General features: G+C 60.4%; 20 protein-coding genes and 1 pseudogene. 5 read left to right on the top strand and 16 right to left on the bottom strand.

Features of this window, described 5'->3' with window-relative positions:
* The first annotated feature begins 72 nt into the window (after positions 1 to 72).
* Positions 73 to 1,098 carry a tRNA (adenosine(37)-N6)-threonylcarbamoyltransferase complex transferase subunit TsaD gene (tsaD, locus tag RHP75_RS02755; protein ID WP_311090382.1) on the top strand — a complete coding sequence of 342 codons (1,026 nt, stop codon included), beginning with the start codon at positions 73 to 75 and terminating at the stop codon, positions 1,096 to 1,098.
* A 24-nt stretch (positions 1,099 to 1,122) separates the two neighbouring features.
* On the opposite strand, the gene plsY is transcribed toward tsaD, so the two are convergent.
* The gene (gene plsY, locus RHP75_RS02760) at positions 1,123 to 1,692 is read right to left on the bottom strand and encodes a glycerol-3-phosphate 1-O-acyltransferase PlsY (RefSeq protein ID WP_311090383.1); all 570 of its coding nucleotides are present in this window, start codon (positions 1,690 to 1,692) and stop codon (positions 1,123 to 1,125) included.
* 74 nt (positions 1,693 to 1,766) lie between these two features.
* Between plsY and folB the strand changes: the two genes are divergently transcribed.
* Entirely contained in the window at positions 1,767 to 2,123 is a 357-nt protein-coding gene (gene folB, locus RHP75_RS02765) for a dihydroneopterin aldolase (RefSeq protein WP_311090384.1), read from the top strand.
* Positions 2,114 to 2,653: a 2-amino-4-hydroxy-6-hydroxymethyldihydropteridine diphosphokinase gene (folK, locus tag RHP75_RS02770; protein ID WP_311090385.1), complete on the top strand. Its 540-nt coding sequence runs from the start codon at positions 2,114 to 2,116 to the stop codon at positions 2,651 to 2,653. Before folB ends, folK begins: the two co-directional genes overlap by 10 nt.
* Here folK and RHP75_RS02775 read toward each other — a convergent pair whose 3' ends face one another.
* The 15 genes and pseudogenes from RHP75_RS02775 to RHP75_RS02845 all read right to left on the bottom strand — a co-directional run bounded on the left by RHP75_RS02775 (position 2,654) and on the right by RHP75_RS02845 (position 20,047).
* The gene (locus RHP75_RS02775; protein WP_409079717.1) at positions 2,654 to 3,130 is read right to left on the bottom strand and encodes an OmpA family protein; all 477 of its coding nucleotides are present in this window, start codon (positions 3,128 to 3,130) and stop codon (positions 2,654 to 2,656) included.
* 26 nt (positions 3,131 to 3,156) lie between these two features.
* Entirely contained in the window at positions 3,157 to 4,416 is a 1,260-nt protein-coding gene (locus RHP75_RS02780) for a diguanylate cyclase domain-containing protein (RefSeq protein ID WP_311090387.1), read from the bottom strand.
* Complete coding sequence (locus RHP75_RS02785; protein ID WP_409079718.1) at positions 4,413 to 4,955, bottom strand: YfiR family protein; 543 nt, start codon at positions 4,953 to 4,955, stop codon at positions 4,413 to 4,415. The genes RHP75_RS02780 and RHP75_RS02785 overlap by 4 nt, the downstream gene beginning before the upstream one ends.
* Positions 4,956 to 5,157: 202 nt before the next feature.
* On the bottom strand, positions 5,158 to 6,390 hold the full coding sequence (locus RHP75_RS02790) for a multifunctional CCA addition/repair protein (protein ID WP_311091853.1): 1,233 nt from the start codon (positions 6,388 to 6,390) through the stop codon (positions 5,158 to 5,160).
* Positions 6,391 to 6,493: 103 nt separating this feature from the next.
* Entirely contained in the window at positions 6,494 to 7,006 is a 513-nt protein-coding gene (locus tag RHP75_RS02795; protein WP_311090389.1) for a DUF4136 domain-containing protein, read from the bottom strand.
* Positions 7,007 to 7,068: 62 nt separating this feature from the next.
* A complete protein-coding gene (locus RHP75_RS02800) occupies positions 7,069 to 8,637 on the bottom strand; it encodes a SpoVR family protein (RefSeq protein ID WP_311090390.1) in 1,569 nt (522 codons plus the stop codon).
* Entirely contained in the window at positions 8,634 to 9,905 is a 1,272-nt protein-coding gene (locus RHP75_RS02805) for a YeaH/YhbH family protein (protein WP_311090391.1), read from the bottom strand. The genes RHP75_RS02800 and RHP75_RS02805 overlap by 4 nt, the downstream gene beginning before the upstream one ends.
* Before the next feature lie 96 nt (positions 9,906 to 10,001).
* Positions 10,002 to 11,933: pseudogene (locus tag RHP75_RS02810) on the bottom strand (PrkA family serine protein kinase).
* Between the two features lie 415 nt (positions 11,934 to 12,348).
* A complete protein-coding gene (glpE, locus tag RHP75_RS02815; RefSeq protein WP_311090392.1) occupies positions 12,349 to 12,678 on the bottom strand; it encodes a thiosulfate sulfurtransferase GlpE in 330 nt (109 codons plus the stop codon).
* Positions 12,675 to 13,496 carry a symmetrical bis(5'-nucleosyl)-tetraphosphatase gene (locus tag RHP75_RS02820; protein ID WP_311090393.1) on the bottom strand — a complete coding sequence of 274 codons (822 nt, stop codon included), beginning with the start codon at positions 13,494 to 13,496 and terminating at the stop codon, positions 12,675 to 12,677. Before RHP75_RS02820 ends, glpE begins: the two co-directional genes overlap by 4 nt.
* A complete protein-coding gene (gene apaG, locus RHP75_RS02825; RefSeq protein ID WP_311090394.1) occupies positions 13,496 to 13,876 on the bottom strand; it encodes a Co2+/Mg2+ efflux protein ApaG in 381 nt (126 codons plus the stop codon). Before apaG ends, RHP75_RS02820 begins: the two co-directional genes overlap by 1 nt.
* A gap of 41 nt (positions 13,877 to 13,917) precedes the next feature.
* On the bottom strand, positions 13,918 to 14,721 hold the full coding sequence (gene rsmA / locus RHP75_RS02830) for a 16S rRNA (adenine(1518)-N(6)/adenine(1519)-N(6))-dimethyltransferase RsmA (protein ID WP_311090395.1): 804 nt from the start codon (positions 14,719 to 14,721) through the stop codon (positions 13,918 to 13,920).
* 108 nt (positions 14,722 to 14,829) lie between these two features.
* The gene (pdxA, locus tag RHP75_RS02835) at positions 14,830 to 15,831 is read right to left on the bottom strand and encodes a 4-hydroxythreonine-4-phosphate dehydrogenase PdxA (RefSeq protein ID WP_311090396.1); all 1,002 of its coding nucleotides are present in this window, start codon (positions 15,829 to 15,831) and stop codon (positions 14,830 to 14,832) included.
* 171 nt (positions 15,832 to 16,002) lie between these two features.
* Positions 16,003 to 17,295, bottom strand: coding sequence for a peptidylprolyl isomerase (locus RHP75_RS02840; protein WP_311090397.1), 1,293 nt, complete (start codon positions 17,293 to 17,295; stop codon positions 16,003 to 16,005).
* Positions 17,276 to 20,047, bottom strand: coding sequence for an LPS-assembly protein LptD (locus tag RHP75_RS02845; protein WP_311090398.1), 2,772 nt, complete (start codon positions 20,045 to 20,047; stop codon positions 17,276 to 17,278). The genes RHP75_RS02840 and RHP75_RS02845 overlap by 20 nt, the downstream gene beginning before the upstream one ends.
* A 125-nt stretch (positions 20,048 to 20,172) precedes the next feature.
* Between RHP75_RS02845 and RHP75_RS02850 the strand changes: the two genes are divergently transcribed.
* Positions 20,173 to 21,189 (top strand): phosphotransferase, encoded by a 1,017-nt coding sequence (locus RHP75_RS02850; RefSeq protein ID WP_311090399.1) that lies wholly within the window; start codon positions 20,173 to 20,175, stop codon positions 21,187 to 21,189.
* Complete coding sequence (gene murU, locus RHP75_RS02855) at positions 21,186 to 21,857, top strand: N-acetylmuramate alpha-1-phosphate uridylyltransferase MurU (protein ID WP_311090400.1); 672 nt, start codon at positions 21,186 to 21,188, stop codon at positions 21,855 to 21,857. The genes RHP75_RS02850 and murU overlap by 4 nt, the downstream gene beginning before the upstream one ends.
* Position 21,858 lies beyond the last annotated feature (1 nt).

Here is a 21,858-nt window from a genome sequence, read left to right on the forward strand (position 1 = left end):
TGGCCGGCTCGCGCCAGCGGCCATTATCATGCGCGCCTTCGAAGTTGCATACACTACTACAAGGCACTGCCCATGCTGGTTCTGGGATTGGAAACCTCCTGCGACGAAACCGGTGTCGCGCTCTACGATAGCGAGCGCGGCCTGCTGGCCGATGCGCTGTTCAGCCAGATTGACCTTCATCGTGTGTATGGCGGTGTGGTGCCAGAGCTGGCCTCGCGCGATCACGTCAAACGTATGTTGCCGTTGATCCGCCAGGTGTTGAGTGAGGCGGACTGCGTTGCGACTGACATCGACGCTATCGCCTATACCGCCGGCCCCGGCCTGGTCGGTGCGCTCCTTGTGGGGGCGTCCTGCGCCCAGGCACTGGCGTTTGCCTGGGATATCCCAGCGCTCGGTGTGCACCATATGGAAGGCCATTTGCTGGCGCCGATGCTGGAAGAGCAGCCGCCGGCTTTTCCGTTCGTCGCTTTGTTGGTGTCGGGTGGGCATACCCAGCTGGTTCGCGTCGATGGCATCGGTCAGTACCAGTTGCTCGGCGAGTCTCTGGATGATGCGGCGGGTGAGGCCTTCGACAAGACCGCCAAGCTGATGGGCTTGCAGTACCCAGGCGGCCCCGAGATTGCCCGCTTAGCGCTGAGCGGCACGCCTGGGCGCTTCAAATTTCCCCGGCCGATGACCGATCGCCCTGGGTTGGAGTTCAGTTTCAGCGGCCTGAAGACTTTTACCCTGAATACCTGGCAGCAGTGTCAGGCTGCGGGCGACAACTCCGAGCAGACCCGCTGCGACATCGCTCTGGCGTTCCAGCAGGCGGTGGTCGACACCCTCACCATCAAATGCAAGCGTGCGCTCAAGCAAACCGGGTTGAACAATCTGGTCATCGCCGGCGGCGTGAGTGCCAACCAGGCTCTGCGGCAGTCGCTGGAGAAGATGCTCGCTGAGCTGAAGGGCGGCGTGTTCTACGCACGCCCGGCGTTCTGCACCGATAACGGCGCGATGATCGCCTATGCCGGCTGCCAGCGTTTGCTTGCGGGGCAGCATGAGGATTTGAGCATCAAGGTGCAGGCGCGTTGGCCTATGGAGCAACTGCCGGCGCTGTAAGTCGGCCGGATCCATTCATTCGATTTAGAAATGCCGCTCACGGCCGGCGAATAGATCGCGTAAATTGCCGCGATGGCGCCAGACGATTAGCGCTGTGAGTGCGCAGACGGGAAGCAGCGCGTCGGGTTGTTGCCAGGCCAGCAGTGGCAGCGTCAGTGGTGTGGCGATCAGCGCGGCCAGCGAGCTGGTGCGAGTCAGGACAAACGTCAGTAACCAGGCGGCAACGGCCAGCAGGGCGGCGGGTGGGTACAGACCCAGGAGCATGCCGGCGGCCGTGGCGACACCTTTGCCGCCACGGAAATTGAAGTACAACGGATACAGGTGGCCGACAACGGCTGCCAGGCCGACCCAGGCCTGCTGCTGCAGGTTGAAGTCGAGCAGGCTGGCGATCAGTACCGGCAGCAGGCCTTTGAGCAGGTCGCCGATCAGTGTGAGGATGGCCAGGCGTTTGCCTGCGACCCGGAACATGTTGGTGGCGCCGGGGTTGCCCGAGCCACTTGCGCGCGGGTCTGGCCCGCCGCTTAGGCGGCTGAGCAGAATGGCGAAGGACAACGAGCCGAGCAGGTAGGCGAGGGACGCCAACAGCCAAAACATGGTATCCATTCCGGGGCAAGGGAGCCCTGATTCTAACTAGGTGCGACAGCCTTGTCGTGCCGCGGAGAGCGTGCTTGGACACAGTTTTTATCGAGGGTCTGGAAGTCGATACGGTGATTGGTGCCTACGACTGGGAGCGCACCATTCGCCAGTGCTTGCGTCTGGATTTGTACCTGGGTTGGGATAACCGTCCGGCCGCCGCCGGTGATGAGCTGGACAAGGCACTGGATTACGCCAAGGTTTCGCAGCGGATTCAGGCATTTGCCAGCGAGTCGCAGTTTATCCTGGTGGAAACCTTTGCCGAACGGTTGGTCGAGTTGCTCATGACTGAGTTCCAGATTCCCTGGGTACGGCTCAAGCTGACCAAGCCCGGTGCCGTGCCGGCGGCCAGTGGTGGGGTAGGCGTGGAGATCGAGCGCGGATGTCGCTAACTCCCGTACTACTCGGTCTGGGCAGCAATATCGGCCGCGAAGCACACCTGTGTGCCGGCCTCGATGCGCTTGATGGTCTGCTCAGTGAGATGCGCTGCTCGCCGGTATTCGAAAGCCAGGCGGTGGGCATCAAGAGCGGGCCGTTCTTCAATCTGGTGGTGGCCGGCTATAGCGACCTGCCGCTAGGTGAGCTGGACCGTCGGCTGAAATTTATCGAAGCCGACAATGGTCGCTATGCACCTGAACGCAAGGGGCTGCCGCTGGATATCGACGTGCTGCTGTACGGCGGTCTGGTCGGCAACTTCGACGGCTTGATCCTGCCTCGTGCGGAAATTCTGAAAAACGCCTTCGTCCTCTGGCCGCTAGCCTTGTTGGTGCCGGATGTTCTGCACCCGGCGCAGCAGCGCAGCTTTGCCGAGCTCTGGCAGGATGCGCAGATTGACCAGCAGCTGTGGCCGGTGGCATTTAGCTGGCGCGAGCAGCAGCTGACACCAGCGGCTCTATGCGCCGAGTATCCGGCCAAGCCCTGATCAAGGCGTACTGACGATAATCGCCACGCGGCGGTTTTCGCTGCGCCCTTCGGCGGTGTTGTTGTCGGCGATCGGTTTGCTCTGGCCCATGCCGTAGGTCGCGATCAATCGAGCGTCCATTCCCGCGCCTTGCATTACGGCCGCGACTGTCCTGGCGCGGCGCAGCGACAGCTGTTCGTTATAAGCTGCCTGGCCGATGTTGTCGGTATGGCCCTCCAGACGCACCTGCTGAATACCGACGCCCAGTAGCGCCTGGGTGATTTGCGTCAGCTGTGCGGTGCTGGCGCTGGAGACGACCTCCGAATCGGTATCGAACAGCACCTTGCCGGAGAGACCGAGTTCCCAGCCGTCTTCGGTCCACTGGAAGCCATGGCTCTTGAGCAAGGCCACCTGCTCGGCACTGAGGCCTTTGGGTGTGCTCTGACAGCCGCTGATGAGCAGTGCCGCGCCGAGCACGCTGATAAAGATCAATCGCATTAAGCTGCGCAAGATGAAGCTCCTTTTCAGTTGGTAAGTGAATCCTGGCTTTTGGCCATGGTTCGCCCGCCCTGGCTGCGCTTGGCGTGGTACATGGCGACGTCCGCTTCGTGCACCAGGGCTTCGGGGTTGTCGGCGTGCTCCGGGTAGAGGGCGATGCCGATGCTCAGGGAGGTGGTGATGCTGCCGCCTTCGGGCAGGGCGATGGGCTGATGCATGCTGTCGATGATCTTGTCGGCGATCAGCACCGCATCGTCTTCGTGGTGAATGGGTTTGAGCAGCACGGCAAACTCGTCGCCGCCCAGGCGCGCAACGGTGTCGCCCTCGCGCAATTGGGCGCGCAGGCGCTGGGCAATGGCGATCAGCACCGCATCGCCGGCGGCGTGGCCCAGCTGATCGTTGATTTCCTTGAAACGGTTGCTGTCGAGAAACAGCACAGCCATCTGCGTCTGGCTGTCGCGGGCTTCGCGCATGCTGCCGAGCAGGCGCGATTCGAAGAAGGCGCGGTTGGGCAGGCCAGTCAGGGCATCGTGGCTGGCCTGATGCGCCAGCGAGGCGTTTTCCCGCTCCAGTTGATGCTGCCAGGACTCCAGTTGATCGAGCAGGGCGTTGAAGTCTTCGGCCAGCTCGTTGAGGTCGGCGATATGGGTGGCCGGTACGCGCTGGTTGAAGGTGCGCTCCACAGAAATGTTGTGCGCCACCTGCGACAGGTTGCGCAGCGGTTGGGTAATCGCCCGCTGTATGCGCTTGGAGCCATAGGTGGCGCCCAGTGCGCTGAGCGCCAGGCTAGCCAGCAGGCCGAGCAGGCCGCCGATCAGGAAGCGCAGCAGAGTGGTGCCTTGGCCACTGAGATGCAGTGCGCCGATCTGTTGGCCTTGGTAGGTGATCGGCTGAATCACCACCTCGGGCAGCAGCAGGCGGGCGATCGATTGTTCGGCGCTGTTGAGTACGGTGTTATTGGGGGCGTCCAGGCTGGCGAGCAGCTCACCGTCTTTATCGAAGACCGCCACCTGGGCGATTTCTTCGGTCTTGCAGATCTGTTCCAGGGCATCGCGCACCGCCGCGCGGTCGTTGAATACCACAGCGGCTTCCAGGGTGTAGGCCAGGGAGCGGGCAATCAGCTGCAGGTTGTGGCCGGCATAGGTGCTCAGCGCCAGCAGGCTGACCAGGGTCAGCGACAGGCTGGTCAGGCCCATGGCCAGCAGGGCGACGCGCAGGTGGGCGTTATGCAGCAGGCGGCGCAGGCTTGGACGCTGCGGGTTGATTTCGGGCTTTCTGCGGTTCATGGCTGCGGTCCTGCGCGCTTACCCAGCTGCAGTACATTTGGGTGAATGCGAATGCCGCTGCGTGCGACGGCATCGAGGTTGACCTTGAACCCGACATGCTCGTCGCTGATGCCCAGGCAGAACAGGCTGCCTTCGCTGCAGGCTTGGCTGGCTTCGCTGATGGTCAGGATCGGTTTGCCAACCAGGCGGCTGAACAGGGCTATTCGTTGGCTTTCCTCGATTACCCCGAGGTAGACGGCTTCGCAGTCGGTTTCCAGCAGCGGGCTGTCGACCAGCAGGCGCTTAGCCTGTACTGGCTGGCGGGATTCCAGTTCGTGGTTCTGCCACAGCAGATCGGCGTATTCGGTTGGTGCAATCACACATAGACGCAGCGCTTCTGGCTGCTGCGGCCAGCGCGCATAACTGAGGATGCCGTGTACCACATGGGCAACCTGAGTGGCGCGCAGCGTGGCACTGTCCGCGTCGCTCGATTCGGCGTGGGCCAGTATCGGCAAGAGTGCCAGTAGGGTGCAGCAGAGAGCTTTTCGGTTGGCGCGCATAAATACTGGACGATTCAGGTACAAGGTATAGGTCTCCGGCGTGGCCTGTTCGGAGCTGAGGCGACGCGCGTTGGCGCGTGGCGAGGCAGGCTCTTGTAAGTAAAGCGCAAACGCTTAGATTTTGGCGTCAAAATTTATGCGAAAGATGGCTGGAGGCCTAGTGCTGCAAGGCCTTCAGCCTATCAGTGTGCTGCGCGTAACGCTACGTTTGAGGGTGGTTCTGGCGAAATTGCTGAAGCGCCTGCAGGCGTTCTTCCTGCAGTGCGTTGCCCAGTTCGGCCCCTTGCAGGCCACGCTCGAGCAGCGGTTGCACAGTCACTGCACGGGCGGCGTGCATGGCGGCCCGCAGATAGTCAGCCTGCGGGTAGGCGCGTTGTTCCAGGCCGAGACGGCCGCGGGCGTCCATTTCACAAGCCGCGATAAATTCTTCGAAGCGTTGCGGGCGGCGGAACACGTCGAAGCCTTGCAGCAGTTTGAGCAGGGTCGACGCCTTCAATTCCAGAGCGCGGTGGCCGTGGGTGTGGAATTCACCAACCTGCAAGGCCAGTTCCTGGCAATCCTTGGGTGCCTTGCAGCGCTGGTTGATGGCGCGGATCAGCTTCAGTCCGGTGTGTTCATGGGCGATATGCCTTGGCCATTCGGCCTCCGGCGTCAGACCTTTGCCAACATCGTGCAGCAGGCAGGCCCAGCGTACGGTCAGCGGTTGCTGGTGTTCGGCGCACTGGCGCAGCACGCTGAGTACATGCTCGCCGGTGTCGATTTCCGGATGATGGGCGGCGGGTTGTGGCACGCCGAACAGCGCGTCTACCTCGGGCAGCAGTTCGCGCAGAGCGCCGCAGTCGCGCAGCACCTGGATAAATACATCCGGGCGCGGCTCCATCAGGGCGCGGGAGATTTCCTTCCAGCTACGTTCCGGGGTCAGTGCGTTTAGTTCGCCGGACTCGCTCAGTTCGCGCATCAGTATCATGGTTTCAGGCGCTACGCTGAAGCCCAGTGGCGCATAGCGGGCGGCAAAGCGGGCGACGCGCAGTACGCGCAGTGGGTCTTCGGCGAAGGCCGGGGAGACGTGGCGCAGCAGCCGGGCTGCGAGGTCGCGCTGGCCACCGTAGGGATCGATCAGCGTGCCGTGATTGTCCTCAGCCATGGCATTGACGGTCAGGTCGCGGCGGATCAGGTCTTCTTCCAGGGTGACTTCGGGGCTGGCAAAGAAGGTAAAACCGCCGTAGCCGCGCCCGCTTTTGCGCTCGGTGCGGGCCAGGGCATATTCCTCGCCGCTCTGCGGATGCAGAAATACCGGGAAGTCAGCACCCACCGGGCGATAGCCCAATTCGAGCATTTGCTCGGCGCTGGCGCCGACCACGACCCAGTCGATCTCGCTGACTTCACGACCTAACAGGCGATCACGTACTGCGCCGCCGACTTTGTAAATCTGCATCATGGATCCTCCGCTAAGTGCGGAGGATAGCGGCTGGCCGCTGACGAGGGGTAGCCTGGATGCAGTTCTGAGAGGGCCAGCGTGTTCCCAGATTGCATTCGGGCTACGGACTGGCTGGGGGAATTTGCTGCAAGAGTGCTTGGGTGGCGCGCTCGAGTAGTTCGGCGCTGTCTTTGGCGGGGCTCAGGCCGGTGTTGACCAAGCCTTCCCAGAGGATGTGCTGCTCCGGGGTGGTCAGTCGGATGCGCAGGGTGCCGGTTTCATCGCGCAGGCGGTGGATCGCCTGGTAAGGGCCGAGCGGGGTGGGTGGGGCGGCCTCGACCTTGAAGTCCAGTGGACTGTCTTGCACAGCCAGCCAGTAATACACCTGAATCTGCGCTTGCGGGGTGGCTTGGTAACCACGGGCGCTCAAGCCTGCGCGCAGCAACTGTTCAAGCTGTGCATAGCGCTCGGCAAAGGGGACGTCGCCTTCTACGGCCTGTTCGGCGGCGATCAGGCTGAAGCTGCGTTTGCCCGTCAGTTCGGCACTGGCGGGTGTGAGTACCTGGGCGCGGGGCAGCTGGCTGCTGCAGGTGGCCAGTGCCAGGCACAGCAGTAATACGATAAACAGGCGCATCGGCAGATTCCCGGTTGGTCTGCTGCGCATGCTGGTGCTTGGCATCCTGGGCGCGCAACCGATCAAATGGGCGGGATCATCAGGTCGAGACGCGGGTAGTCGCTGTCATGTTCGGCTTCATGCTTGGGCGGTACATGCTGGGTGCCGATCAGTTGTTCACCCTGGTACATCTCCAGATGAATATTGAAACCCCACAGGCGGTGCAGGTGTTTCAACACCTCCTCGGTGGAGCTGCCCAGCGGTTTGCGGTCGTGCTGCTGGTGGCGCAGGGTCAGCGAGCGGTCGCCGCGGCGGTCGATGCTCCATATCTGCACATTGGGCTCGCGGTTGCCCAGGTTGTACTGCGCTGCCAGGGTTTCGCGGATGGCCTGGTAGCCGGGTTCGTCGTGGATAGCCGGCACAACCAGCTCGTCTTTCTGATCGTCATCGAGAATGCTGAACAGCTTGAGGTCGCGGATCACCTTGGGCGAAAGATACTGCAGGATAAAACTCTCGTCCTTGAAGCTGTTCATGGCGAATTTCAGGGTGCCTAGCCAGTCACTACCGGCAATCTCCGGGAACCAGCGGCGATCTTCTTCGGTAGGCTCTTCGCAGATACGGCGGATGTCGCGGTACATGGCAAAGCCCAGGGCATAGGGGTTGATGCCGCTGTAGTAGGGGCTGTCGAATGGCGGCTGGTAAACCACGCTGGTGTGCGACTGGAGGAACTCCATCATAAAGCCTTCGGTGACCAGGCCTTCGTCGTACAGGTCGTTCATCAGGGTGTAGTGCCAGAAGGTTGCCCAGCCTTCGTTCATCACCTGGGTCTGGCGCTGCGGATAGAAGTACTGGGCGATCTTGCGCACGATGCGGATGATCTCGCGCTGCCAGGGCTCCAGCAGCGGCGCGTGTTTTTCCAGGAAGTAGAGGATGTTTTCCTGTGGTTCGGCAGGGAAACGCTTGCTGTCCTTGTCGCTACCCTTGCTGGCGTTTTTCGGAATGGTGCGCCAGAGGTCATTGATCTGCTTTTGCAGGTGTTCTTCGCGGTCCTTCATGCGCCGCCGTTCTTCCTCGGCGGAAATCGGATAGGGACGTTTGTAACGGTCGACACCGTAGTTCATCAGGGCGTGGCAGGAGTCGAGCAGGTCTTCCACCGCATCAATGCCATAACGCTCTTCGCATTGCATGATGTACTGCTTGGCAAACACTAGGTAGTCGATGATCGAACTGGCGTCGGTCCAGGTGCGGAACAGGTAATTGCCCTTGAAGAAGCTGTTATGGCCGTAGCAGGCATGGGCAATCACTAGGGCCTGCATGCAGATGGTGTTTTCTTCCATCAGGTAGGCGATGCACGGGTCGGAGTTGATCACGATCTCGTAGGCCAGGCCCATCTGCCCACGCTTGTAGCCCTTTTCGGTACTGAGGAAGTGTTTGCCGTAGGACCAGTGGTGGTAGCCCAGCGGCATGCCGACCGAGGCGTAGGCGTCCATCATCTGTTCGGCAGTGATCACCTCGATCTGGTTGGGGTAGGTGTCCAGGGCATAGCGTTCGGCGAGGCGGCCGATTTCGCGGTCGTACTGGCGGATCAGCTCGAAGGTCCATTCCGAGCCGGTGGAAATCGGCTGACGGCGCTTGTCTTTGCTGCTGCTCATGTGGCTAGCCTCCGCTGGAACAGGTCGCGGAATACCGGGTAGATGTCGCCGGCCGATACCAGCTGCTGCTGGGCGAAGGTGTCGGCGAAGGTTTCGCTGACCTGCTCGTATTCGAACCACAGCGCCTGATGCTCGCGCGGGGTGATCTCGACGTAGGTGAAGTACTGCACGAACGGCATGATCTGCTTGATCAATATATCCCTGCAGATCGGTGAGTCATCATTCCAGTTGTCGCCATCCGACGCCTGGGCGGCGTAGATATTCCATTCATTGATCGGGTAGCGCTCGGCCATGATCTCCTGCATCAGCTTGAGCGCGCTGGAGACGATGGTGCCGCCGGTCTCACGCGAGTAGAAGAACTCCTCTTCATCCACCTCGCGGGCGCTGGTGTGGTGGCGGATAAACACCACCTCGATCTTGTCGTAATTGCGCTTGAGAAACAGGTACAAGAGGATAAAGAAGCGTTTGGCGATGTCCTTGGTCGACTGCGTCATCGACCCGGACACATCCATCAGGCAGAACATCACCGCCTTGGAGCTGGGGTTGGGTTGCTTGACCAGCAGGTTGTACTTGAGGTCGAAGGTGTCGAGGAAGGGCACGCGCTTGATCCGTGCACGCAATTTGCTGACTTCTTCTTCAAGCGCCTGGATATCGCCGAGGTTGTCTGGCTGCTCCAGCTTCAGGCGTTCCAGTTCGGCCTGGGCGCTCTTGAGTTTGTTGCGGCTGCTGCCGGACAGGGCGATGCGTCGGGCGTGGGCGGAACGTAGGGTGCGCACGATATTGATGCGTGACGGGTTGCCTTCATTGCTGATGCCCGCGCGCACGCTCTTGAAGGTGTCGCTGCCGGTCAGGTGGCGTTTGATCAGGTTAGGTAACTCAAGATCCTCGAACATAAAGTCGAGGAATTCTTCCTGGGTGATCTGGAAGACGAACTCATCCATGCCTTCGCCGGAGTTGCTGGCCTTGCCGGCGCCTTGGCCGCTGCCACCGCCTTGCGGGCGGGCAATCTTCTCACCGGTGGTGAACTCACGGTTGCCGGGATGCACGGTGGTCTGGCGACCGCCGCGACCGTGGTGTAGCACCGGCTCGTCGATATCGCGGCCGGGGATGCTGATCTGTTCGCCGTGTTCCATATCGGTGATGGAGCGGCGGCTGACGGCTTCCTCCACCGCTTTCTTGATGTGGTCGCGGTAGCGCCGCAGGAAACGCTGGCGGTTTACCGTGCTCTTGTTCTTGCCGTTCAGGCGTCGGTCGATCACATGGCTCATAACTGCCCTCCGTGCACTGCAGACATCAGGCGCAATCGCTGGCAGAGCGCTGTCCCGCGCTCTGCGCTGTTGCGTGGCCTGTTGCGTCAGGCCGTTTTATTGCGATTTACGAACCCGCAGATACCACTCGGACAACAGGCGCACCTGCTTGTCGGTGTAGCCGCGCTCGACCATGCGAGTGACGAAGTCGTTGTGTTTCTGTTGATCCTCCTTGCTCGCCTTGGCGTTGAAACTGATGACCGGCAGCAGGTCCTCGGTGTTGGAGAACATCTTCTTCTCGATCACTACGCGCAGCTTCTCGTAGCTGAGCCAGGTTGGGTTCTTGCCATTGTTGTTGGCGCGGGCACGCAGCACGAAGTTGACGATCTCGTTGCGGAAATCCTTCGGGTTGCTGATGCCGGCGGGTTTCTCGATTTTCTCCAGTTCTTCGTTGAGCGCGACGCGGTTGAGTATCTCGCCGGTTTCCGGGTCGCGGTACTCCTGATCCTGGATCCAGAAGTCGGCGTACAGCACGTAGCGGTCGAAGATGTTTTGCCCGTACTCGCTGTAGGACTCGAGGTAAGCGGTCTGGATTTCCTTGCCGATAAACTCGATGTAGCGCGGCGCCAGGTATTCCTTGATAAAGCGCAGGTAGCGCTCGCGGGTTTCGGCGGGAAACTGTTCCTGCTCGATCTGCTGCTCTAGCACATAGAGCAGGTGCACCGGGTTGGCGGCAATCTCGTGCGGGTCGAAGTTGAACACCTTGGACAGGATCTTGAAGGCGAAGCGGGTCGACAGGCCGTTCATGCCTTCATCGACACCGGCGCTGTCGCGGTACTCCTGAATTGATTTGGCCTTGGGGTCGGTGTCCTTGAGGTTTTCGCCGTCGTAGACGCGCATCTTCGAGTAGACGTTGGAGTTTTCCGGCTCCTTCAGGCGGCTGAGCACGGAGAACTGCGCGAGCATCTTCAGCGTATCCGGCGCGCAGTGGGCCTTGGCCAGGGAGCTGTTGATCAGCAGCTTGTCGTAGATCTTGATCTCGTCGGAGACGCGCAGGCAATACGGCACCTTGACGATGTAGATGCGGTCGATAAAGGCCTCGTTGTTCTTGTTGTTACGGAAACTGTGCCATTCCGACTCGTTGGAGTGGGCCAGCAGGATGCCGCTGTAGGGAATAGCACCGAGGCCTTCGGTGCTGTTGTAGTTGCCCTCCTGAGTGGCGGTCAGCAGCGGGTGCAGCACCTTGATCGGCGCCTTGAACATCTCGACGAATTCCATCAGGCCCTGGTTGGCCCGGCATAGCGCGCCCGAGTAGCTGTAGGCGTCGGCGTCGTTCTGCGGGTATTCCTCGAGCTTGCGGATATCCACCTTACCGACCAGTGCGGAGATGTCCTGGTTGTTTTCGTCGCCTGGTTCGGTCTTGGCCACGGCGATCTGATTGAGGATCGACGGGTAGAGTTTGACCACGCGGAACTGGCTGATGTCGCCGCCGAACTCCTGCAGGCGCTTGGTCGCCCAGGGCGACATGATGCTGTTGAGATAGCGCCGGGGGATGCCGTAATCCTCTTCGAGGATGGCGCCGTCTTCGGCGTCGCTGAACAAGCCCAGGGGTGACTCAAATACCGGCGAGCCCTTGATCGCGTAGAACGGTACTTTCTCGATCAGGTGCTTGAGCTTTTCCGCCAGTGAGGATTTACCGCCGCCTACCGGGCCGAGCAGGTAGAGGATTTGCTAGTGGGATTGCTTCTCTTCCAGACCTTGGGCGGCATGACGGAAGTAGGAAACGATCTGGTCGATGCACTCTTCCATGCCGTGGAAGTCGGCAAACGCCGGGTAACGGCGAATCACCTTGTTGGAGAAAATTCGCGAGAGTCGTGGGTCGGTTGAGGTATCGAGCAGTTCAGGCTCGCCAATGGCCAGCAACAGGCGTTCGGCTGCCGAGGCGTAGGCGCTGCGATCCTGTTTGCACAGTTCGAGGTACTCCTGGAGGGAGAACTCCTCCTGGCGAGTCGCTTCGAAACGTTGTTGGAAGTGGCTGAAAATGCTCATGACTTCACCTCGCTCGATGCGCAGAGCCGGTGCGGGTTCGGTCAGGCGCTTGGTAGCCCCGGTGCGTATGCCGCCGGGATAAACCCCCAGAACACCTAATAATCTTAGAACTTGTCCAACGTCTGCTGCGCGTCGATCCTGCTGCGTTAAGAACAGGCTCGGAATGCTCATTTACATCAGTAAACTCCGCTTCCTCGCCTGTTCTTGCCTTGCATGACTCTAGCTCGCGAGACCTTGAACAGGTTCTTACCGATGGCCCGATGCCGTTTGGCCGGCTCTACCTTGTTTTGGATGGCCTGAGCTAAAGGTAGTTCGGAATCGGCGAGGTCAAGGGCCGCGCAACGATAACAGGATATTACCGTTGGTCGGCAATGCCCGGCAGGCCACAGCTGGTGCGGCCTGGGCGATGAAAAAATTATTCTTCCGAACTGTGCGCGGTGTCGTTGGGGAAAGTGGTGCGCCACAGTTCAAAGCCGCCGTCGAGGCTGTAGACATCACTAAAGCCCTGGCCAACCAGATAGGCCGCCGCGCTCTGGCTGGAGTTGCCGTGGTAGCAGGTGACAATCAGTGGCGCGTCGAGATCGGCCTGGGTGATAAAGGCGTGCAGGGAATGGTTGTCGAGGTGCTGCGAGCCGCTGATGTGGCCGGCGGCAAAGCTTTGCGGGTCGCGGATATCGACCACTACGGCGCCTTGCTGGCGCAGGGCCTGAGCCTGCTCGGGGGGGATGCGTTTGAATTCGCTCATGCTTGCTCCTTACAGTCGCAGCTGTATTTCTCGCCGCTATCGATATTCATCAGGGTCATGCTTGCGCCCCATACACAGCCGGTATCCAGGGCTATCACGTCGGGTTCTGGGGACTGACCTTCGAGCGCTGCCCAGTGACCGAAAATGATGCGCTGGCCACGAGTCTTGCGCTGCTTGTAGCTGAACCAGGGGGCGTAGCCCGGTGGCGCGCTGCCGACGCCTTCCTTGCTTTTCAGGTCGAGGGTGCCATCGGCTTTGCAAAAGCGCATGCGGGTGAAGTAGTTGGTGATTACTCGCAGGCGCGTGACACCGTGCAGGTCGCCGTCCCACTTGGCTGGCTCATTGCCATACATGCCGTCGAGAAACAGCGGCAGGCGCGCATCGTCGCGCAGCGCTTCTTCCACTTCGGCGGCGCGCTTGAGGGCTTTGTCCATGCTCCACTGCGGCGGGATGCCTGCATGCACCAGGGCGGTGTCGCGGGCTTCATCGTAATGCAGAAGTTTCTGCCGGCGCAGCCAGTCGAGGAGGTCGGCAGCATCCGGCGCGTCGATGATCTCGCGCAGGGTGTCACCTTTTTTCAGACGCTCGATGTTGTGCGCAACGGCCAGCAGATGCAGGTCGTGATTGCCCAGCACACAGGTCAGCGCCTCACGTATGTTGTAGAGAAAGCGCAGCGTCGCCAAGGATTCTGGGCCACGGTTGACCAAGTCACCCACCAGCCATAGCTTGTCGCGTGCTGGATCGAAGGCCACGCGCTCAAGCAGGCATTGCAGAGGTTTCAGGCAACCTTGCAGGTCGCCGACGGCGTAGGTGGCCATCAGTGCAGCGAGCCCGGCACCGCCAGGCGGAAGGGCGCGATCACGGCGTCAAAGCGTTTGCCGTCTTCGGCGAGCATCTGGTAACTGCCCTGCATGATGCCGACTCGGGTGGTCATCACTGTGCCGCTGCTGTAGGTGTGACTGGCGCCGGCCTCGATCAGCGGCTGCTGGCCAACTACGCCGGCGCCGCGTACTTCCTGCACGCGGCCATCGCCGTCGGTAATTACCCAGTGCCGCGAGAGCAGCTTGGCTGGCAGCTCGCCGTTGTTGCTTACCGTGACGGTGTAGGCGAAGGCAAAGCGGTTCTGCTCCGGCTGCGACTGCTCCGGCAGGTAGCGGGTGACGACGCTGACGTCGATGTTGTAGCGCGAATCGCTCATGCGTAATTAACTCAGTGGGCAGATACCCAGTCTAGCCGCTGTCAGTCGGCGCTGGGCTGTTCGGCCAGTTTGTCTGCCAGGCGTACAAATGCAGCCAGGTCCAGTTGTTCGGGGCGCAGGCTGCCATCCACGCCTGCCTCTTCGATGGCAGCAGCCGGCAGCAGGGCTTTGAGGGTGTTGCGCAAGGTCTTGCGGCGCTGGTTGAAGGCTTCGCGCACCACGCGTTCGAGCAGATTATGGTCTTTAGCCGGATGCGGCAGCACTTCGTGCGGCACCAGGCGGACGATCGCCGAATCGACCTTGGGCGGTGGATTGAACGCGCCGGGGCCGACATTGAACAGATGCTCCACACGGCAGTGATACTGCACCATGATCGACAGGCGGCCCCAGTCACCACCACCCGGCTCGGCAGCCAGGCGCTCGACCACTTCCTTCTGCAGCATAAAGTGCATGTCGCGAATCAGCGCGGCATTGCTCAGCAGGTGGAAGATCAGCGGTGTGGAGATGTTGTACGGCAGATTACCGACCACGCGCAGGCTGTGTGGTGCGGCCTGTAGCTGGTTGAAATCGAATTTGAGGGCGTCACCCTGGTTTAGGCGGAAGCGTGGATTGCTGCCGAACTGATGTTGCAGAATCGGCACCAGGTCGCGGTCAAGTTCAATCACGTCGAGCTGCGCACCGCTGTTCAGCAGGCCTTCGGTCAGCGCGCCCTGACCTGGGCCGATTTCCAGCATGTGCTCGCCTTCACGGGCGTGGATGGCGCGCAGGATGCGATGAATCACTCCAGCGTCATGCAGGAAGTTCTGGCCGAAACGCTTGCGCGCGCGGTGTTGGTAATCGGACATGCAGCAGCTCCAGGCTTCAAAGCATCGGCTTGAAGCGAATGTAACGCGGGTAGAAAGCCCGGCAGTTTAACAGCATTGGCGACGTTCGCCCTGTGCTGGGCTTAGCCGTTAGCGGCTTTTCACCTGGCTGGCAGCCATTTCATAGGCAGTTTGCAAGGCGACCTGCAGGCTGCCGCAGTCGATCTTGCCGCTGCCGGCCAGATCCAGTGCCGTGCCGTGATCGACCGAGGTGCGGATGATCGGCAGGCCCAGGGTGACGTTTACCGCAGCGCCAAAGCCCTTGTATTTCAGCACCGGCAAGCCCTGGTCGTGGTACATCGCCAGCACCGCATCGCAATGCTCAAGGTGCTTGGGAGTGAACAGGGTGTCGGCCGGCAGGGGGCCAATTAGGTCGATACCTTCGCTGCGCAGTTGCTGCAGAGTGGGCTCGATGACCTCGATCTCCTCCCGTCCCAGATGGCCGCTTTCGCCGGCGTGGGGGTTGAGGCCGCAGACCAGAATCCGCGGCAGGGCGATGCCGAATTTCGTGCGCAGGTCATGGTCGAGAATACGCGTGACCCGTGCCAGGCGCTCGGGGGTGATGGCTGCGGCTACATCCTTGAGTGGCAGGTGCGTAGTCACCAGCGCCACACGCAGGCCGTGGGTGGCGAGCATCATCACCACTTGCTCGGTGTGGGTTAGCTCGGCGAGAAATTCGGTATGTCCGGAGAAGGCAATTCCGCCCTCGTTGATCACGCCCTTGTGCACGGGGGCGGTAATCATCCCAGCGAAATGGCCGTCGAGGCAGCCTTGTCCCGCGCGGGTAAGCGTCTCTAGGACATAGCGCGCATTGTCTGGGTTCAGTTGGCCGGGGCTTACGGAGGCGGCCAGCGGGGTGTCCCAGACATACAGGCTGCCGGTGGGTGCAGCCTGACTTGGCCAGGCATCGGGGCTGACGCTGATCAGGTCAATGCTTAACCCCAGCAGTTGGGCGCGCTCAGTCAGCAGGTCGCGGTTGGCAATGGCGATCAAGGCATGTGGTTGCGCTTCACGGGCCAGCAGCAGGCACAGGTCGGGACCTATGCCTGCGGGCTCACCAGGGGTCAGCGCGAAAAGGCGGGCGTTGCTCATCGGTAGGCTCTCGCTATGCGTTAACGGGGCAGTGCATCAGTTGATCGGGGTTAGGGCCATTATGCGTCGGGCCAGCGAGTAGTCGCCAGGCACGGCCGGCCACAAAAAAGCCCGGTCTGCGTGTGCATAAACCGGGCTTGTCTGTTATCTCGCGTTAGGGCGAGGCGCCTGTCAGAGCTTTGTCTCGACGTAGGCTTCGTCACGGATCTGCCGCAGCCAGGCTTGCAGCTCTTCATCGTACTTGCGATTACGCAGTACGGTCATGGCTTGTTGCTCGCGGAACTGGGCGCTGCTGTCAGTGGCACGACGGCCCATGACTTCCAGCACGTGCCAGCCGTAAGGGCTCTTGAATGGTTTGGACAGCTCACCCGCAGGCGTGTTGTTCATTACTTCACGGAACTCAGGTACCAACACGTTCGGGTCGATCCAGCTCAGGGTACCGCCGTTCAGCGCTGAGCCTGGGTCTTCGGAGAAGCTCTTCGCCAGTTCGGCGAAATCTTCTCCGGCCAGGATGCGCTGGTGCAGACGTTCAACCAGGCGTTTAGTTTCAGCTTCACTACGGATTTCGCTGGGCTTGATCAGGATGTGGCGAACATTCACTTCGTCACGTACCTGGCTGTCGCCGCCGCGCTTTTCCAGCAGTTTGAGCATGATGAAACCGCCCGGAGTACGCATCGGCTCAGTGACCTGGCCAACTGACAAGGCGCTAAGCATGGTGTCGAAGGGCGGTGGCAGCTGTCCGGCTTTACGCCAGCCCATTTCGCCGCCTTCCAGCGCGGTTTCACTGGCTGAGCGGGCAATGGCTAGCTGGGCGAAATCTGCGCCTTGCTGCAACTGTTGATACAGGTCGCGAGCCTGACGGTCTGCGGCCTGGATGTCTTCCGGGGAAGCACCTTCGGGTACTGGGATCAGGATGTTGGCCAGGCGGAACTCTTCCGAAAGCTGCATCTTGCCCATGTCCGAGGCGAGGAAGTTCTGCACTTCTTGATCGGTGACCTGGATGCGCTCAGCCACACGGCGCTGGCGTACACGGCTGATGATCATCTCGCGGCGTACCTGATCACGCGCATCAGTGTACGACAGCCCGTCCGCAGCTAAAGCGGCGCGGAACTGCTCGATGCTCATGCCATTGCGTTGCGCGATGGTGCCGATGGCCTGGTTCAGCTCTTCGTCGGTAATCCGAATGCCTGAACGTTCACCGATCTGCAGTTGGATGTTTTCGATGATCAGGCGCTCCAGCACCTGCTGGCTGAGCACATGCTCAGGCGGCAGGGCGGCGCCGCGCTGGGCAATGGTCTGCTGCACTTCACGCAAGCGCGAATCGAGCTGGCTTTGCATGACGACATCGTTATCGACAATCGCTACAACGCGGTTGAGTGGTTGTACCTCAGCGTGTGCCGCAGTACCCAGAAACAGCGCGCCCAACAGCAGGGGGCGCACGCAATCAGAAAGCTTGATCTTCACGTTCACGATAACCTTGAATGCCTTGGTCGAGGAAAGTCTCAACTTTATTGCCGACTACACCGCCCAGACCTTTGAGTACGATCTGCAGGAAGATACCGCGATCAGCCTGGTCGTTGAGCGACGGGTTCAGGCTGACTTCGTCGTAGTCGATCCAGTAGCGGTTGATCAGGCGCAGTTTCCAGCAGCAGCTGTCGTACTCGAAACCGGCAAAGGCTTCAAGAGTGCGGTCGCGACCGTAGTCATACTGCCAGCGGGAAATCACGCTCCACTGCGGTACGATCGGCCAGATCACTGAGAAGTCGTGCTGACTGATCTTGTAGTAATCCTTGATGTAGTTCGCGCTGCCGGGTGTGCCGTAATCGCCGCCGCCAACGACCCAGTTGCCGGTTGCTTCGTCATAGCGCACGGTGTCGTTGCGATAGCGATAGCCTGCGTTGACCACCTTGTTCGGGTTGTCTTCCGGCTGGTAATGGAACATCGCGCTACCCGAGCGCGTGCTGCCGCTGTCCGGATCCCAGTTGAAGTCCGACGAGAAGCGCCAGTCGCGGTTAAAGCGATACAGGTACTCAAGCGCGTAAGGCGATACCGATGCGGTTGCGTCGACGCGTGTGCGGTAATCAATGCCTGGGAGCTGTACTTGGCGATCTTCGAAGTAGAAGGACTGGCCGATGCTAAAGCGCTGGCGCTCAAAGCCATTGGGCTCAATCCAGCGGTTGGTTACGCCAAGAGACAGCTTGTTCTCATCGCCGATACGATCCTTGCCGGAGAAGCGGTTTTCACGCCACAGCGAGGAGTAGCTGAAGTTGCTTTCGCCGGTATCGAAGATTGGGATGTCGGTTTGGTCTTCCTCGGGTACATAGAGGTAGAACAGGCGAGGCTCAAGGGTCTGGCGGTAGGACTTGCCGAACCATTGAGTGTTGCGGTCAAAGTACAGGCCGCTGTCCAGGCTGAACATGCCTACACCACGACTTTGGCTGCTCTTATATTCCTGTTCTGCCAGCAGCGTATTCTTGCCTTGCTGATCCAGTGTCAGGTCGTAGTTGGTCTGTAGGTACTTGACCTGCGGTTTGATATAGCCCCAGCTCCAGTTGAGCGGCAGGCTGACGCCTGGCTCGACATGCAGGCGCTCACCATTGGCGCGGGCTAGGCCTTGGACGACGGTGTCGTACCACGGCTGCTCAACTACGCCATCTTCATTGATGAAGTTGCCTTTGCGCAGGCTGCGGTCGAAACGCACATATTCCGTGCCATAACTGAAGTTAACGCCTGCGGGTTTAAATGGCAGCACGCCATCCAGCGTAAGCTGCGGCAGACGGTTGTACGGGGTGATGTCAGTAATATTGGCCAGCTCATAAGCATGAGCATTCAGACGGGCAGTGTAACTGTCGCCACGATAGGTCAATGTGCCGCGCTGATTGACGTAGCCCGTTGCGCTTACACCCAAATCAGTATCCAGATCCTGGAAGTAGTAAGGGTCGCTGATGTCGGTGTAATCAACTTCAGCCAGCAGGCGCGAGGTCAGGCCTGTCTTGTGTTGCCAGCTGTACATCCAGCGCTGATCTTCGTAATCCGACTGCAGTTTGCGGTCATCGTTGCTGTCATCGAGATACGCGCCGCCCACCTGACCTTCGCTGTTCTTGGTGAGGTAGCGGAATTCGCCTTCCATCATCAAGCCGCGATCACTCATATAGGTCGGGTACAGCGTGGCGTCGTAGTTCGGCGCCAAGTTGAAGTAGTACGGCGTCTGCAGGGTCAGGCCGTTATCACTCGAGCTGCCGATGCTGGGTGGCAGGAAGCCGGACTGGCGACGGTCGTCAATTGGGAAGTAGATATAAGGTGTGTAGAACACCGGAATATTCTTCACCCGCAGAGTGACGTTGGTCGCGGTGCCGAAACCGGTGGCCGGGTTCAGGGTGATGTTGTTGCCCTTCAGGTGCCAGGCATTGCTGCCGGGCTCACAGCTGGTGTAGGTGCCGTCTTTCAGGCGGATAATCGCGCTTTCTTCGCGCTTGGCGTAGAGCGCATTGCCGCGGATATGGCTTTTGTGCAGGACGTATTCGGCGTTGTCGACTTTGGCTTCACCGTTGTCCAGTTGCAACTCGGCGCGGTCACCCACCACCAGCATGCCCTGATCACGCAGGCGCACATTACCGATCAGCTCGCCGCGGTTTTCCGCCTGGCGCAGGTTGGCTTCATCCGCTTCGACCTGCATGCCCGCTTGGCGCAGAACCACGTCACCGGCGAGGGTGGCGACTTGCTCTTCCTGCTCATAACGCGAGGCTTTAGCCGAAACGAACATCGGCGCTTCGTCCATCGGCGTCTGGTCGTTCATGCCCGGGCGCGTCGGCTCTACATACGCGCCTGCGCAGTAAGGGCCGGCTTCAGCCAGCTGGGCGGCGCTGAGATTTTCTCGCGGTACCCAGTCCAGGTGGCTGAAGTCGGCGCTGCGCGAAGCAAGGCCTTTGCCACGGCTTTCAGTCACCAGGGTCGCTTGCGCGGCTTTTCCCTGAGGTGCTTCGGAGCTACTTCCGCCAGCTTTGTTGCTGGCGACCGAATCACGTTGTACTGGCCGTGCTGGCAGTGCAGCATTGCTGGTCTTCGGGGCGCATGCCCAGCCGCCGGTGGCGGAAACCTGGCAATCGTACTGCTCGGCAGCGATAGCAAAAGGAACGGCTAAAGGTTGTAGCGCCAGAAGGCTACCAGTGACCAATAGAGGGAATTTTTTACGAAACGCGGGGTATTTTACTGCCATCTTATTTTTTCCGGGCTTCCTGCGCGCCATTGGCCCTGAGGCCGCACGCCTCTCGATGGGCTTGAAAAGATGCTGGATAATAAAGCATGACCCGCGCAACGGCTAGCGCCGTCGGAGACCTTGTAATGCCTGATGAAGATGTACGCTTAAAACTCCTCGAAAACTGGCTGGATCAGCAGCTGCCTGGGCTGTTTGCTAAACAGGGTTGGGGCGCTGTACCCGCCGCCACGCTTACCTCTGCCAGCAGTGACGCCAGTTTTCGTCGTTATTTCCGCTGGCAAGGTGCTGGGCGCAGCCTGATTGTGATGGATGCGCCGCCGCCTCAGGAAGACTGCGCGCCGTTCGTAAAAGTGGCACATATGCTCGCTGAGGCGCACCTCAATGTGCCGCAGATTCTTGCCGCCGACCTTGAGCGAGGCTTTTTATTGCTCAACGATCTTGGCCGGCAGACCTACCTGGATGTGATCAACGAAGACAATGCTGATGAGTTGTTTGCTGACGCGCTGCAAGCGCTCTTGGCGTTTCAGCGACTGCCGATGACCACGCCACTTCCCCACTATGATGATGCTTTGCTGCGTCGTGAACTGCAGCTATTTCCCGAGTGGTATGTGCAGCGTCACTTGGGTATTGAGTTCAGTGAACCGCAGCAAGCCCTGTGGCAGCGCGCGAGTCAGCTGCTGATCGACAGCGCCCTGGCCCAGCCCAAGGTGCTGGTGCATCGCGACTATATGCCGCGCAACCTGATGCTCAGCGCGCCGAATCCAGGGGTGCTGGATTTTCAGGATGCGGTCTACGGCCCGGTTACCTATGACGTCACCTGCCTGTTTAAAGATGCCTTTCTCAGCTGGCCCGAGGCACGCGTACAGCATTGGTTGCAGCACTACTGGCAACAGGCGTGTGAGGCCGGTGTGCCGGTGCAGCCGGTATGGGATGACTTCTTGCGTGCCAGTGACCTGATGGGTGTGCAACGCCACCTCAAGGTAATAGGCATCTTCGCGCGTATTTGCCATCGTGATGGCAAACCCAAGTACTTGGGGGACGTGCCGCGTTTCTTCTCTTATATAGACGCGGTATTGGCGCGTCGGCCGGAGCTGGCTGAGTTGGCTGAGTTGCTCGGCAGCCTGCGACGGGAGCCCGTATGAAAGCGATGATTCTGGCTGCCGGTAAAGGTGAGCGGCTGCGCCCGCTGACGCTGCATACCCCTAAGCCATTGGTGCGTGCGGCCGGCGTGCCCTTGATCGAATACCACGTGCGTGCGTTGGCGGCGGCCGGGTTTACCGAGTTGGTGATCAATCATGCCTGGCTGGGGCAGCAGATCGAGGATTACCTGGGCGATGGATCTCGTTTCGGCGTCAGCATTTCCTATTCCGCCGAGGGTGAGCCGTTGGAAACCGGCGGCGGGATCTTTCAGGCGCTGCCTTTGCTGGGCGATCAGCCGTTTGTGCTGATCAATGGCGATATCTTCACCGACTACCCCTTTGCCGAGCTGCGCCGTCCGTTATCCGGCCTGGCGCACCTGGTGTTGATCGAGAATCCAGGTCATCACGTCAAGGGCGATTTCTGTTTGCAGAAAGGGCAGGTTACGGATGCGCAGGCGGGGCAGGACAGCCTGACTTATAGCGGAATGGCCGTGCTGTCTCCCGGGCTGTTTGCCGATTGTGAGGCTGGCGTCTTCTCGCTGGCGCCATTGTTGCGTACGGCCATGGCGACGGGGCAGGTTACGGGCGAGCGGTTTGACGGTTGCTGGGTGGATGTGGGTACCCATGAGCGCCTGGCTCAGGTCGAGCGTCTGCTTGAGGCGCGCGGCTAGG

The organism is Pseudomonas sp. SG20056, from assembly GCF_031764535.1.
Lineage (GTDB): Bacteria > Pseudomonadota > Gammaproteobacteria > Pseudomonadales > Pseudomonadaceae > Aquipseudomonas.